This window comes from Lentzea sp. NPDC055074, assembly GCF_053608005.1.
Window position 1 is genome coordinate 143,259 of the sequence record NZ_JBSGUQ010000022.1, and the last position, 13,053, is coordinate 156,311.

At 69.1% G+C, this 13,053-nt stretch carries 13 protein-coding genes; 6 read left to right on the forward strand and 7 right to left on the reverse strand.

The window, feature by feature from the left end; all coding sequences use genetic code 11:
- Positions 1-100: 100 nt before the first annotated feature.
- Positions 101-607: an N-acetyltransferase family protein gene (locus ACWF7A_RS37100; RefSeq protein WP_452255171.1), complete on the reverse strand. Its 507-nt coding sequence runs from the start codon at positions 605-607 to the stop codon at positions 101-103.
- A gap of 77 nt (positions 608-684) precedes the next feature.
- Between ACWF7A_RS37100 and ACWF7A_RS37105 the strand changes: the two genes are divergently transcribed.
- The gene (locus ACWF7A_RS37105) at positions 685-1,131 is read left to right on the forward strand and encodes a winged helix-turn-helix transcriptional regulator (protein WP_452255172.1); all 447 of its coding nucleotides are present in this window, start codon (positions 685-687) and stop codon (positions 1,129-1,131) included.
- 86 nt (positions 1,132-1,217) lie between these two features.
- Positions 1,218-2,678 carry an alkaline phosphatase family protein gene (locus tag ACWF7A_RS37110; RefSeq protein ID WP_452255173.1) on the forward strand — a complete coding sequence of 487 codons (1,461 nt, stop codon included), beginning with the start codon at positions 1,218-1,220 and terminating at the stop codon, positions 2,676-2,678.
- On the opposite strand, the gene ACWF7A_RS37115 is transcribed toward ACWF7A_RS37110, so the two are convergent.
- On the reverse strand, positions 2,675-3,274 hold the full coding sequence (locus ACWF7A_RS37115) for a TetR/AcrR family transcriptional regulator (RefSeq protein ID WP_452255174.1): 600 nt from the start codon (positions 3,272-3,274) through the stop codon (positions 2,675-2,677). The two genes, ACWF7A_RS37110 and ACWF7A_RS37115, sit on opposite strands and share 4 nt — an antisense overlap.
- A gap of 63 nt (positions 3,275-3,337) precedes the next feature.
- Between ACWF7A_RS37115 and ACWF7A_RS37120 the strand changes: the two genes are divergently transcribed.
- Positions 3,338-3,784 (forward strand): DUF1453 domain-containing protein, encoded by a 447-nt coding sequence (locus tag ACWF7A_RS37120; RefSeq protein ID WP_452255175.1) that lies wholly within the window; start codon positions 3,338-3,340, stop codon positions 3,782-3,784.
- Positions 3,771-4,988 carry an aminotransferase class V-fold PLP-dependent enzyme gene (locus ACWF7A_RS37125; protein WP_452255176.1) on the forward strand — a complete coding sequence of 406 codons (1,218 nt, stop codon included), beginning with the start codon at positions 3,771-3,773 and terminating at the stop codon, positions 4,986-4,988. The genes ACWF7A_RS37120 and ACWF7A_RS37125 overlap by 14 nt, the downstream gene beginning before the upstream one ends.
- On the opposite strand, the gene ACWF7A_RS37130 is transcribed toward ACWF7A_RS37125, so the two are convergent.
- From ACWF7A_RS37130 to polA, 5 genes are all read right to left on the reverse strand, one after another.
- Entirely contained in the window at positions 4,969-6,030 is a 1,062-nt protein-coding gene (locus tag ACWF7A_RS37130) for an Hsp70 family protein (protein WP_452255177.1), read from the reverse strand. The two genes, ACWF7A_RS37125 and ACWF7A_RS37130, sit on opposite strands and share 20 nt — an antisense overlap.
- Positions 6,031-6,085: 55 nt before the next feature.
- Positions 6,086-7,210: a DUF2716 domain-containing protein gene (locus ACWF7A_RS37135; protein ID WP_452255178.1), complete on the reverse strand. Its 1,125-nt coding sequence runs from the start codon at positions 7,208-7,210 to the stop codon at positions 6,086-6,088.
- Positions 7,207-7,833, reverse strand: a complete 627-nt coding sequence (locus ACWF7A_RS37140; RefSeq protein WP_452255179.1) for a SecDF P1 head subdomain-containing protein — start codon at positions 7,831-7,833, stop codon at positions 7,207-7,209. The genes ACWF7A_RS37135 and ACWF7A_RS37140 overlap by 4 nt, the downstream gene beginning before the upstream one ends.
- Before the next feature lie 41 nt (positions 7,834-7,874).
- Positions 7,875-8,249 carry a glycosyltransferase gene (locus tag ACWF7A_RS37145; RefSeq protein ID WP_452255180.1) on the reverse strand — a complete coding sequence of 125 codons (375 nt, stop codon included), beginning with the start codon at positions 8,247-8,249 and terminating at the stop codon, positions 7,875-7,877.
- A gap of 173 nt (positions 8,250-8,422) precedes the next feature.
- Positions 8,423-11,095 carry a DNA polymerase I gene (gene polA, locus ACWF7A_RS37150; protein WP_452255181.1) on the reverse strand — a complete coding sequence of 891 codons (2,673 nt, stop codon included), beginning with the start codon at positions 11,093-11,095 and terminating at the stop codon, positions 8,423-8,425.
- Between the two features lie 106 nt (positions 11,096-11,201).
- On the opposite strand from polA, the gene ACWF7A_RS37155 reads away from it, so the two are divergent.
- Positions 11,202-11,561, forward strand: a complete 360-nt coding sequence (locus ACWF7A_RS37155; RefSeq protein WP_452255184.1) for a hotdog fold thioesterase — start codon at positions 11,202-11,204, stop codon at positions 11,559-11,561.
- Between the two features lie 76 nt (positions 11,562-11,637).
- Complete coding sequence (locus tag ACWF7A_RS37160) at positions 11,638-12,813, forward strand: lipase family protein (protein ID WP_452255182.1); 1,176 nt, start codon at positions 11,638-11,640, stop codon at positions 12,811-12,813.
- Positions 12,814-13,053: the final 240 nt, after the last annotated feature.

The following is a 13,053-nucleotide window of genomic DNA, read 5'->3' on the forward strand; positions in this document are numbered from 1 at the left end:
GTGTTCCCGCCTTCGCCGACTTGTCCGCGCCGTTCAGACCGTCAACGGTGAACGCACGGCCGGGCGCACGGGCAGTGAAGTCGACCCTTGTGGACGATCGTCACCGCAGGCTTTCCACGAGGTCGGCGTCGCTGATCTCGGCGAGGACCCACGCGAGCGGGTAGCTCAGCTGGACCGTGTCGACCTCCCTGGTCAACCGGACGCCGGGCAGCACCTTGCGCACGAGGGCCAGCATCGCGTGGTTGTCGGGCAGCACGTCGCCGTGCAGTTCCGCGACGCCCATCCGGGCCGCGACCGCCGTGAGCTCCTCCAACAGGAGGCGGCCGACGCCTCGGCGTTGCCACAGGTCGACCACGGCGACCGCGATCTCGGCGCCGCATTCCCCCGTCTTGATCACCCTGGCGATGCCGACCGGCTCGCCGCCGACCCTGGCGCACACGGCCGCGTGCCGACGGCCGTCCACGTCGGTCAGCACCCGGCGGGCGGACGCGGTCAGACGGGGCGTCGGCGAGTGGAAGCGCAGGTAGCGGCTTCGCGCGGACAGTCCTTCGAACACCGCGTCGACAGCTTCCGGCGCGGTGTCGCGGTTGAGCTCGGTGACGCGCATGAGGATCTACCCCTCTGAGTTCGGAATCCGAACTGTAGCTGAGTTCGAAAATCGAACGCAAGGGATATCCTGGGCTCATGCCGTACTCGAACTTCGCGAGCATGCCCTGCACGCTGAGCCGCCCCGCGGCGTTGCTGGGCGAGCGCTGGACGCTGCTGCTGCTCCGCCAGATCTTCCTGGGCACCCGCCGCTTCGAGGACTTCCAGGCGACGATGGACATCTCGCGCAGCGTCCTGACGGACCGGCTGAACGTGCTACTGCAGGAGAACGTGCTCAAGCGCGTGCCGTACCACGAGGACGGCCGCACACGGCACGAATACCGCCTCACGGAGAAAGGACGCGACCTCTACCCCGTGCTGATGGCGCTGCGCACGTGGGGCGAGAAGTGGATGGCCCCCGACGAGGAGGAGACGTTCCAGCTGCACCACCGCGACTGCGGCGGCGGCGTGCGGGCGAAGGTCGAGTGCACCGAGTGCGCCGCCGAACTGACCGCGCGCGACGTGAACGTGACGGCCAGGCAGTGAACTTGTACTGACAACTGCCGAAGCCCAGGTGAACTTAAGATCCACCTTATTGCTGAAGACGTTTGCGGGCCGCGAGTCTGCCTGTCATGACAAGAGCTGCTCTTGCGATCCTGCTGCCTCTCCTGCTGGTGACCCCGGCCGCGGTCGCGGCACCGGCGAAGACACCCAAGGTGCTCGTGATCGGGCTCGACGGCGCCCGCTACGACAAGCTCCTCTCCGCCGACACCCCCAACGTCAAGGCGCTGCTGGGCCGCGGGTACGGCGCCCGCAGCGCGTTGTACGGCTCGGGCATGGCCCAGACCTCCAGCGGCCCCGGCTGGTCGACGATCCTCACGGGCGTCTGGCCGGACAAGCACAAGGTGAAGGACAACTCCTTCTCCGGCAACGCCCTCACCTCGTACCCGAGCTGGCTGGAGCGCGCGAACACGGCGAAACCGGCGCTGTCGACGTACGCGGCGGTGGACTGGAAGCCGATCAGCGACCGGGTCCTGCGCACCGGCCAGGACCGCAAGTACGTGCTCGACGGTGACACGGCGGGCTACACCGGTTCCGACGAGAAGATCACCGTCGACGCCGAGCAGCACCTGAGGACCGACGCCGCCGACGCGTCGTTCGTCTACCTCGGCCAGATCGACATCGCGGGCCACGACCACGGCGCCGACTCCTCCCAGTACGCCGCGGCCATGCGCACGAACGACGCCCAGATCGGCCGTCTCGTGCGGGCCGTCGAGTCACGGCCGTCGTACGCGTCCGAGGACTGGCTGATCATGATCACCACCGACCACGGCCACACGGCGTCGGGCGGCCACGGCGGTGACTCGCCCGAAGAGCGGATGACGTTCGTGATCTCCACGGGCTCGGCTCGCCCCGCCGTCGCGCCGAAGCTGGTGGACGTGGCGGCGTCCGCGCTGAAGCACCTCGACGTCCCGGCGTCGCTCGACGGCTACGCGCTCGGCAGCGCGCCGGTGGACCCGTTCGACTCGGTGACGCCGAAGCCGCGCCAGGACGAGACCGGTGTGCCCGCCTCGGTGCTGGGCTGGACGCGCCAGGGTCCGGCGGGCTGGACCGTCACCACGGCCTCGTCGATGCCGCAGGGCGTCGCGGAGTGGCAGGGCTGGTCGTTCACGACCGACGACTTCTGGACCCGTGCCGCTCCTTCTCAGTCGCGCGAGGCGAACGTGCGCGCACGTGGAGTCTTCGCCGTCGCGGACCCGGACGAGTGGGACGACAAGGGTTCGCCGGCCGCGCGCGGCAAGTTCGACTCGACACTGGCCTCCCCCGCCTACGACGTGACGGGGAAGTCGAGCGTGAAGCTCGACTACTTCTCCCACTACCTGCAGGAGGGCACGCAGCGCGGCACGGTCAGCGTGTCGTTCGACGGAGGCCCGGAGCAGGTCGTCCGCACCCACGACGCGAACGGCCTCGCGCAGCAGGTCTCGCTGACCGTCGCGGTCCCGTCCGGTGCCCGCACGGCACGGGTCTCGTGGCGGCTCTTCGACGCCGGCAACAACTGGTACTGGGCCGTCGACGCACCGCGCCTGTCTTAGAGCGAGTCGAGGTGCCTGCGCAGCAACGACACCGTGAGCTCCGGGGTCATCCGGTCCGGGTGCAGCACGCCGTCGACGGTGAGGCCGTTGAGCAACGACGCCAGCCGCTCGGTCTCCAGAGCGATGTCGTGCGTGGCCGCGATGGTGCCCGCCTCGGTCATCACCGTCAGCGCGCGGTGACAGAGCTCGCGCAGGCCGTCGTAGAGCCGTTCGGCGTGCGGCACGAGCGACGGCCGGGTGCGCGCGGCGGTGACGAAAGCCAGCCACAGCACGGCTTCGTCCCGCCGACGCTCGTCGAGCGGGAGCACCTCGGAGAGCACGCGTTCGCCCGGCCTGCGGGGATCACTGCGGCCCCGGAGCGCCTGCACGTGGGCCATCACGCGCTGGTTGATGGAGTGGATGAGGGCCTCGACGGCGAAAATGATCATGTCGTCGTGGCTGTCGAAGTAGTGGCGGATCGAGCCGATCGCGAGGCCCGCCTCCACGGCCACGTTGCGCAACGAGGCCTGTTCGACGCCGTCGCGCACGACCACGCGGAACACCGCCTCGGCGACGGCTTGGCGGCGGGCGACGGGATCCACGACTCTCGGTGACACCTCCCTTTTGTAGCATGACCCTGCTAGTTTAAGTAGCAGGGTCATGCTAACCAGGGGGATGCAGTGACATATCTGCTGATAGCGGCCGGTGTGCTGTACGTGCTCGTGCGCCGGTTCAGGGGGGAACCGCTCAACGCCAGAGACCTGCTGGCGCCGCCGGCGTTCCTGCTGTTCTTCGGCGTCCGCGCGGTGGACGAGTTCCACCTGGCCTACCTGCTCCCGCTCGCGGCCGGGTTCGCGTTCGGCGCGGTCCGGGGCCTGACGATCAGGTTGTTCGAGCGCGACGGCCACCTGTGGCAGCGGTACACGCCGTGGACCTTGCTCGTGTGGATGACGTCGATCGGCGCGAGTCTCGGGTTCGCGCTGCTGTTCGACCATCACGCACCGACGCAGCTGTCCATCGGGGTGAGCATGCTCGGCGAGCTGTGCGCCGTGGGGGCGAAGGCGTTGAACACGGGGCTGCCGTTCGCACCGGAGAAGCTGTCCAATGGAAGGTATGGAACGTCGTGACTTCCTCGTGGGGGCAGGACTGCTCGCCGTCGCTCCGACCGCTTCGTCCGCCGGGCAGGGAGTGGACTGGGGCGCCGTGCGCCGCGAGTTCCGGCTGGATCCGGCACTGACCAACCTCGGGCTCTTCTACCTCGCCTCGAACCCGCGCGAGGTGCGGGACGCGGTCGACGGGTTCCGGCGCAGGCTGGACGCGAACTCGCACGACCTGATGCCCGCGCAGGCGCAGGAGGTCGCCGTCGCGCTGGGCCGGTACATCGGCGGCGCGGCGGACGACATCGCGTTCGTGCCCAACACGACCATGGGGCTCTCGATCGTCTACGGCGGCCTGAAACTGCGCGCCGGTCAGGAGTTGCTGCTCAACGACCAGGACCACGCGTGGCACCAGCAGGCCGCCAGGCTCGCGGCCGGACGAGCGGGCGCGAACGTCAGGATCGGCACGCTCTTCGAGAACCCGGCGAAGGCCACCGAGGACGAGATCGCGACACGGCTGCGGAACTCCATCACGCCGCAGACCCGTGCCGTCGGCATCACGTGGGTGCAGTCGAGCACGGGCCTACGCATGCCGGTGCGAGCGTGCGCTGCGGTTGTCGCCGAAGCGAACCGAGGGCGAAAACAGGAAGACCGCTGCCTCCTCGTCGTAGACGGCGTGCACGGACTTGCGGCCGTACACGACGATCCGGCACGCATGGGCGCGGACGTGTTCGTCGCCGGCACGCACAAGTGGCTGTTCGGGCCGCGCGGCACCGGCATGGTGTGGGTGAACCCCGAGGTGAGCGACGAGATCGTGCCGATGCTGCCGAGCCTGAGCAACCGCAGCGAGACGGCGTTGCTCGGGCCCGGCGGCTTCCACGCGTTCGAGCACTACTTCGGCGTGCAGGCGGCGGTGCGGTTCCACCAGCGCCTCGGCCGCGACCGCGTGGCGTCCCGGATCGCCGAGCTCTCGGGGAGGCTCTCCGACGGCCTGGCCGAGATCCCCGGCGTCGTCGTGCACACGCCGCGCGACCCGGCGACGTCCGCGGGCCTGGTGTGCTTCGACGTTCCCGGGCACACCGGCCCCGAGGTCGTGGACCTGCTGGCGCAGAAGCAGATCCAGATCACCACGGCGTCCTACCGCATCCCGTACGCGCGCGCCGGCACGTCGATCCTCAACACCCCGGAGGAGATCGACCGCACCGTGCGGGAGATCAGCGCCCTGGCCCGATGATGGTCGGAAGCTCCGCCACTCCCGGCGGTTCGAGCTGCACGCTCGTGTTCTCCATCCTCACCTGCGGCGGGTTCATCGCGTCGTGCGCGAACCACCCACCTCCGAGTACGAGCACGAGCAGCCCGGCCGCGATGAACGGCGTCGTCGGAATCCGCTTCCTCGGCTCCTCCTGGCGCGGCACCGGCACCTCGACCGTGGCCTGCTCGGCGGGCTCGGGCTCCAGCTGAGCGGCTTCGAGGTACGCACCCGTCGCGGCCGCCCCGTCCGGTGCCCGCATCACCGGGATGCCCAGTCGTGCCGTGATCTCCTTGGCCACCAAAGGAATCCGTGCCGACCCGCCCACGAGCAGGATGACGTCGGGCAGGCACAGCCCCGCACTGCCCACGACGCGTTCCAGCGCGTCGACGGCCAGCTCGACCGACGGCCGGATGATCGCCTCGAACTCCAGTCTGCTCAACCGGACCTCGCGCACCTCACCGTTCGTGGCGACGTAGGGAATCCGCACCTCCGGATAGCTGCCGAGCAGCTCCTTCGCCTCGGCGCAGCTCCGCACGAGCTCACGGCTGTGCGTGCCGATCTTCGCGATCACGTGCTCGGCCACCAGTCCGTCGAGGTCGAACCCACCGACGTCGACCCGTTCCGGCTGCCCGGCCAGCAACAGCACACCTTGCTTGCGCAGCAACGTGATGTCGCATCCGGTGGCACCGAAGTCGAAGACCGCCACGGTGCTGTGCTCGGGCATCAGCGCGTCAGCGTCGAACGCGATGGCAGCAGCATGAGGCGCGGGCACGAACAACACGTCCGCGCGCCCCTCGTTGATGAGATCGAGGCGCAGCTGCTCCAGATGTTCGTGCGGCCAGCACAAGGGATGCGTCATGGCGACACGGCTCGGCGGCTCCCCGTACCGGTGCGCGAGGCCGTCGAGGACGGTGGCGATCTCCCTGGCGGCCGACTGCTGACGCCGGCCGTTGGTCGTGACGCCACCGCGGGTGGCGACGGTGGTGCCTGCGGATCCGAGATCGAGCCCAACCTGGTACGACATGCGGGTCACCCCTCGCTGCGGACACCCACCACACGTACGTCTCACGTGGCTCGGTTCAGATTTTCTCGCCGCCTTCGCGAAGTCGCGGCAACAGCGCGTCCAGTTCGTCGCTCACCTCGGCCAGGAGATCGGCTCCCCACACGCACAGCGAGTTCTCGTGGTGCTGCCCGAAGCTGCCGAACCTCAGGTCGAAGGGCGCGTTGACGGCGAGGTCGCCGTCGCCGACCACGGGCTCGTCCCACTCCGGCTGCCCCGGACCGCCCACGCGGCGCAGGTCGGCGGCGTTCCCGGGATGGTAGGGGTCCGCCCAGAAGATCAGCTCGCCCGGCTTCGTGCAGGCGGTGAGCCCGCGCCGGACCACCTGGGTGACGGCCGCTTCCGCGCTGAACGCGTCGCCCCAGGTGACCGAGTCCGCCGGCTCGGTCTCGAACTTGCGCTGGAAGCGGTCCAGGAGGTCGCGGTAGTCGGCGGTGCCGATCGGCTGGATCGCCCGTGCCGTGTGCGGCTGCCCCTGCGGCGCCCAGCGGAAGGTCCGGATCGTGGTCAGCTCGCTGAACCCGTTCCGCGCCAGCAGGTCACGCACGTCGCTGGTCGCTTGGACGAGCAGGTGCAGCCGGGCGCGCATCCGGTTCGGCGCCATGACCTGCGGCAACGGGCCGAACTCGCGATGGGCGCCGCTCATGCCGAACTCGATGAACCTGTCGCCGACCGTCTCGTGCCACCAGAAGACGCCCTCCGGTTCCCGGACGCACCAGGTGACTCCCCCGGCCTCGTCCTCCCAGAACCGGTGCAGCGCGGGCGTCGCCAGCCGGATCTCATCGGCCTCCTCGGTTCCGGGCCAGCGCATGCCTTCCGGCAGTGCGAACGTCGACAGCGCGCGGTCCCGTTCGGCGATCATGACGTGGGTGGGCTCGTCCTCGGTGAACCCCGCCTCGGCCAGGTGCTCGGCCAGGCCGTGTGCGGTCAGGTGCTGGTGGATCCTCCACTCGACGGGCTCGATCCGTTGCGTCGCAATGTTCTTCTGGCGTTCGACCAACGCCTTCAGGTCACTCGTGATGGCGTCCGTGTGCTCGATCGTCACGTGCGTGCCGTGATGCAGGCGGACTAGTGCCCCGTCCTGCTCTCTCGTGGCGCCGCACGGCGTTCTGCTCAGCCTGCGCTCGTCATAAGCCTCGATCACCGGCCGACCAGCTGCCTCGCGAGCTGGTCGGCTTCGTCCCTGGTGAACTTGCCCGAGATCTGCGTGGAGCCGCCGGTGATCGGCGACTGGATGGTGGGCGCGCTGAGCACGCGTCCGTTGATCAGGATCGCCACCTGGTTGCCCACGTTGGCGGTCGTGAAGTCGCTCCAGGTCCAGGCACCCTCGGCGTCGAACTCGATCGTCACGACGTGGCCGCCGTACTCGCTGGGGCTCGCCGTGGCCTTGACGACCCGGTCGCCGTCCAGGGCTACCGGGCCCAGGTCGTACTTGAACTCGCCGCCGTCGCAGGTCACCAGCGGGGTGGCCGGGTCGTCGTTGCCGACGAGCGGGTCCGGGGCGCCGCAGTCGAGGGTGCCCAGTGCCTGCTCTCGGACAGCGGCGTCTGTGCTCTGCCTGGTCGTCCTCGCGGTCTGGACGGCCGGGTCGGCGGCCTCGTTCTGCCGTGCGGGGTAGCCCGAGGACGGCTTGGTGGTGGGGGCCAGGTTCTCCACCTTGCGGAAGGTCAGCTTGCCCTGGAGCCACGCCGCTTTGGCCGGGGTGCCCGGCTCGGTGGCCGTGCAGGCGGCGACGGCGAGGAGCAGCACCACGGCAAGGATCTTCATACCGTTGGCTTACCACGCGGCCACGGTCCGCCGGGGGTGAATCAGAGCGCCGTCAACCGTTCTGCCGCGTTTGTCGCACCGTCCGTGCGCACCTGGGCGGAGAGCTTCTCGGCCTGGTAGGCGAGCGTTTCGGGCGTCACGGCGCGGCCGTGGTGCACGATCGCGGCGCGGCGGAACAGCGCCTGCTCCTCGCATGCTGCCTGCGCAGGTCGTCCGGGGTGATCCTGATCGGCCGGGCCCCCGCGCAGGCTCGGGCCGAACGGCGTGAAGGTGATGCCGTGGCCGGTGACCAGTTGCTCGAAGTCCGGCGGCGAGACGACCTCGACGTCGTCGCCCAACTCCTTCAGCCGCAAGGCCAGCGCGGTGACCGGCTGCACCTCTCCCCGCGACCCGATGGTGGACAGCAGGAATCGCATGGCGAAACCCCTCGATCCCTGGTCAGGTCAAGAAGTGTGAGGACGGCCCCAGGGCTTGCGGCAAGTCCACCGCGCGCTGCAAGTTCCAATGGGGGAGACGATGTCCGGCCTTCGAACAGCACACAGCCCGCCCGAGCACAGCGGCTCGGACGGGCTGATTCGCGTTCTGAGCCCTAGTGGGCGGCGTCGTCCCAGGAACGACCCACGCCGACCGAGACCTCCAGCGGCACCTGCAGCTGGTAGGCGTTCCCCATCTGGTCGCGCACGAGCGCCTCGACGGCCTCGCGCTCGCCCTCGGCGATCTCCAGCACCAGTTCGTCGTGGACCTGCAGCAGCATCCGCGACCGCAGATCGGACGACTCCAGCGCGCGGTAGACGCCCAGCATGGCCACCTTGATGATGTCCGCGGCGCTGCCCTGGATCGGCGCGTTGAGGGCCATGCGCTCGGCCATCTCACGACGCTGCCGGTTGTCCGACGTGAGGTCGGGCAGGTAGCGGCGGCGGCCGAGCACGGTCTCGGTGTAGCCGTCCTTGCCGGCCTTCTTCACGATCTCGTTGAGGTAGTCGCGCACGCCGCCGAAGCGGGCGAAGTACGCCTCCATCTGCTCGCGGGCCTCTTCGGTCGGGATGCGCAGCTGCTGCGACAGACCGAACACCGACAGGCCGTACGCGAGGCCGTACGACATCGCCTTGATGCGGCGGCGCATCTCCCCCGTCACCTCGGAGGTGGGGATCGAGAACGCCTGCGACGCCACGTAGGTGTGCAGGTCCTCGCCGGAGTTGAACGCCGCGATCAGGCTCTCGTCGCCGGACAGCGTCGCCATGATCCGCATCTCGATCTGGCTGTAGTCCGCGGTCATCAGCTCCGCGTAGCCCTCGCCGACGACGAACGCCTGGCGGATGCGCCGGCCCTCGTCCGTGCGGATCGGGATGTTCTGCAGGTTCGGGTCCGTCGAGGACAGCCGGCCCGTCGCCGCGATCGTCTGGTGGAACGTCGTGTGGATGCGGCCGTCGTCCGCCACCGACTTCAGCAGGCCGTCCACAGTGGACTTGAGGCGCGTGACGTCGCGGTGCGCCAGCAGGTGCTGCAGGAACGGGTGCTCGGTCTGCTCGAACAGGTTCTGCAGCGCGTCCGCGTCCGTCGTGTAGCCGGTCTTGGTCTTCTTCGTCTTCGGCATGTTCAGCTCGTCGAAGAGGACCGTCTGCAGCTGCTTCGGGCTGCCGAGGTTGATCTCCTTGCCGATGACCGCGTACGCCTCCTGCGCGGCGTTCTTCACGCCGGCCGCGAAGTGCGCCTCCAGCTCGGTGAGGTGGTCGACGTCGATCGCGATGCCGACGGCCTCGACCTCGTCGAGCACGTTCATCAGCGGCAGCTCGAGGTTCGCGAGCAGGTCGGTGCCACCGATCGTGACCAGTTCCTCGTCGAGACGGTCGGCGAGCTCGGCGACGGCACGCGCGCGCAGGATCGTGCTGGTGGCGACCTTCTGGGCCTCCTCGGCCTCGTCCGAGAGCAGCGACAGCTGACCGTCGCCCGACTCCTCGGCCCGCAGCTCGCGCTTGAGGTAGCGCAGCGCCAGGTCGTCGAGCGCGAACGAGCGCTGGCCGGGACGCACCAGGTAGGCGGCCAGGGCCGTGTCCGAGGACAGGCCGCGCAGCTTCCACCCGCGGGCGCGCACGCGGCGCAGCGGCAGCTTCAGGTCGTGGCCCGCCTTGGACACCTTCTCGTCGGCGAGCCACGCGGCGAGCGCCTGCTCGTCGGCCTCGTTCAGCTCGGTGACGTCGACGTACCCGCCCTCACCGGTGGCCGTGCAGAGCGCGACGCCCTCCAGGTCGGTCGTGATGCGCAGCGCGACGCCGACCCGCGTCTTGCTGGCGTTGTCCGCGAGCCACTTCTTCAGCGTGCCCGCGGGAATCGCGCCGCCGGAGACCTCGAAGCCCTCCTCGGCCTCGGGCTCGGCGGTCGTCAGAGTCTGGAAGAGACGGTCGCGCAGGACGCGGAACTCCAGCTCGTCGAACAGGCGGTGCACCGCGTCGCGGTCCCAGACCTGGACCTCGAGACCGTCGATCGTGTACGGCAGCTCGACGTCCTTGATCAGCTCGGTGAGCTGGCGGTTCATGATGATGTTCGCCAGGTTGCCGCGCAGGGCCTCGCCGACCTTGCCCGGCACCTCGTCGATGCGGTCGACCAGCTCGTTGAGCCCGCCGAACTGGTTGAGCAGCTTGATGATCGTCTTGGGGCCGACACCGGGGGTGTTCGGCAGGTTGTCCGACGAGTCGCCGCGCACCGCCGCGTAGTCCGCGTACTGGTCGGGGCGCACGCCGTGCTTCTCCTCGACGTACGCCGGGGTGAAGCGGCCCATCTCCGAGACGCCCTTGACCGGGTAGAGCACCGTGACCTTGTCGTTGACCAGCTGGAACGCGTCCCGGTCGCCGGTGACGATCTCCACCTCGACACCCTGCGCCACGGCCTGCGTGGTCAGCGTGGCGATGATGTCGTCCGCCTCGTAGTTCTCCTTCTCCATGGTCGGGATGGCCAGCGTGGCCAGCACGTCCTTGATCAGGGAGACCTGGCTGCGGAACTCGTCCGGCGTCTTGGTGCGACCGGCCTTGTACTCGGGGTACTGCTCGGAGCGGAACGTCTTGCGCGAGACGTCGAACGCCACCGCGACGTGCGTCGGCTGCTCGTCGCGCAGGATGTTGATCAACATGGACGTGAACCCGTACACGGCGTTCGTGACCTGGCCCGTCTTCGTCACGAAGTTCTCGGCGGGCAGGGCGTAGAACGCTCGGTAGGCCATCGAGTGACCGTCGATGAGCAGGAGCCGCTTCACGTCTGAGGTAGTCACGGGCCCGAGTCTAGGGTGGGGGTCTGACAGTTTTGCTTGAGCCCTTGGAGCCCGCGTGACCCCCGACCTGCCAATCGAGTTCGCCGACGAGCAGCTGCACGTCCGCATGGGCATCGAAATCACCCGATGGGATGTCCAGGAGATGACCGGGACGATGCCGGTCAAGGGCAACCGCCAGCCGTTCGGCCTGCTCCACGGCGGCGCGAACGCGGTGCTCGCCGAACAGCTGGGTTCGATCGCGTCCGCGATGCACGCGTCCCAGTTCAACCTCATCGCCGTCGGGCTCGAGCTGTCCTGCACCCATCATCGAGCGGCGCGCGAGGGCACCGTCACCGGCGTCGCCCGCCCGATCCACCTCGGCCGCAGCACGACGACGTACGAGATCGTCGTGACCGACGAGGACGGCAACCGCACCTGCACCGCCCGCCTCACGTGCCTCCTGCGCCCCAAGCCGCCCGGCGCCTGACACTGGGGTAAACCACACCTCGGTTGTGTGGTTCACCCCAGTGCGCGGTCAAGATCACCTCGAGATCGTGGACCGCATGACCTTCACGACTCGACTGACAGCAGCGGTCCTGTGCGGCGCGCTGGCCGTGGCCACCACGGTCCCGGCCACCGCGTCCGCCCGCCCGGCTCGCGGCAGCCTCCTCGACGTCGTCCCGGTGTCCACCCTGGACACCAGCCAGCTGGTCGACTACCTGGGGGACCACGCCTTGGACGCGTCACGCGTCCGCTTCGCCGTGGAGGCGAAGCGCATCACCTACCGCACCATCGACGCCTTCGGGAAACCGACGACGGCGAGCGCCCTGATCGCCTTACCGCGCAACAGGGACCGCACCCCGCGCCAGGCCACGTGGCTGCACGGCACGACGGGCTACCGGGGCTCGGTAGCCTCGGTGGCCGACGGCAACGACCGAGCCGCCACCTACCTGTTCGCCTCGGCGGGCTACCTCACCACGGCCCCGGACTACCTGGGCCTGGGCACGGGCCCGGGCTTCCACCCGTACGTGGACGCACCGTCCACCGTCACGGCCTCGATCGACGCCTTACGAGCAGCCCGCGAGTACGCCACGACACGAGGCTTACGCCCAGACCGCCGCGTCATGATCACCGGCCACTCCCAGGGCGGCCACGCGGCCATGGCCCTGGGCCAGGCCTTGGAAAGGGGCGCCGACCGCCACCTGACGGTAGGCGCACTCGCCCCGATCGGCGGCCCGTTCAAGCCGAGCCTGCTGGTGGACAAGGCGCTGAACGACGAGATCGCCAACGGCGTCGCGTACATGGCGTACTGGACGGTGGCCTGGAACCGCCTCTTCGACCTCTACGACACCCCGGCCGACGTCTTCCGCGACCCGTCGATCGAAGCACTGTTCGACGGCGAGCACCGCAACGAGGAGATCTTCCAGCACCTCCCCGCCACGATGCGCGAACTCCTGACCGACTCCTACTACCAACGCATGCAGCACCCCACGGGCACCCTGCGCGAGAAGCTCCGCGAGGCCGACAGCACCTGCGACTGGCGCCCCTCGGTCCCGGTGACGATCTACTCGTCGGCGGGCGACAAGGACACCCTGCTGGAGACCTCCGCCTACTGCGACCAACGCCTCAAGCAACACCGGGCCCACAGCACGCTCGTCGACCTGGGCGCGGACGTGAACCACGGCAGGGCAGCGAAGCTGGCACTGCCCCGCATCCTGGCCGACTTCGACCGCACCTGACCACAACAACAGTCAGCCGCCAACAGTCAGCCGCCTCAAGCGACGCCGAAGGCGAGCCGTCCTTAGATCAAGCGATGCCGAAGGCGAGCAGTCTTTCCATAAGAGCTGGGCGGTGGGGTCCCATCACGAGTCGCACCACAGCTCTTGCTGCAGTCAGGAAGGGGTGTCAACTCGACACGCTTTTCGTCGAGTTGTTACCCCAAACAGCGGTGTGGTATAAAAAAAAAACAGACCACCAGA

Coding starts and splice junctions, on each gene's coding strand:
- ACWF7A_RS37100 (WP_452255171.1), bottom strand. CDS start 607: ATGCGCGTCACCGAGCTCAACCGCGACACCGCGCCGGAAGCTGTCGAC.
- ACWF7A_RS37105 (WP_452255172.1), top strand. CDS start 685: ATGCCGTACTCGAACTTCGCGAGCATGCCCTGCACGCTGAGCCGCCCC.
- ACWF7A_RS37110 (WP_452255173.1), top strand. CDS start 1,218: ATGACAAGAGCTGCTCTTGCGATCCTGCTGCCTCTCCTGCTGGTGACC.
- ACWF7A_RS37125 (WP_452255176.1), top strand. CDS start 3,771: ATGGAACGTCGTGACTTCCTCGTGGGGGCAGGACTGCTCGCCGTCGCT.
- ACWF7A_RS37130 (WP_452255177.1), bottom strand. CDS start 6,030: ATGTCGTACCAGGTTGGGCTCGATCTCGGATCCGCAGGCACCACCGTC.
- ACWF7A_RS37140 (WP_452255179.1), bottom strand. CDS start 7,833: ATGAAGATCCTTGCCGTGGTGCTGCTCCTCGCCGTCGCCGCCTGCACG.
- ACWF7A_RS37145 (WP_452255180.1), bottom strand. CDS start 8,249: ATGCGATTCCTGCTGTCCACCATCGGGTCGCGGGGAGAGGTGCAGCCG.
- ACWF7A_RS37155 (WP_452255184.1), top strand. CDS start 11,202: ATGGGCATCGAAATCACCCGATGGGATGTCCAGGAGATGACCGGGACG.
- ACWF7A_RS37160 (WP_452255182.1), top strand. CDS start 11,638: ATGACCTTCACGACTCGACTGACAGCAGCGGTCCTGTGCGGCGCGCTG.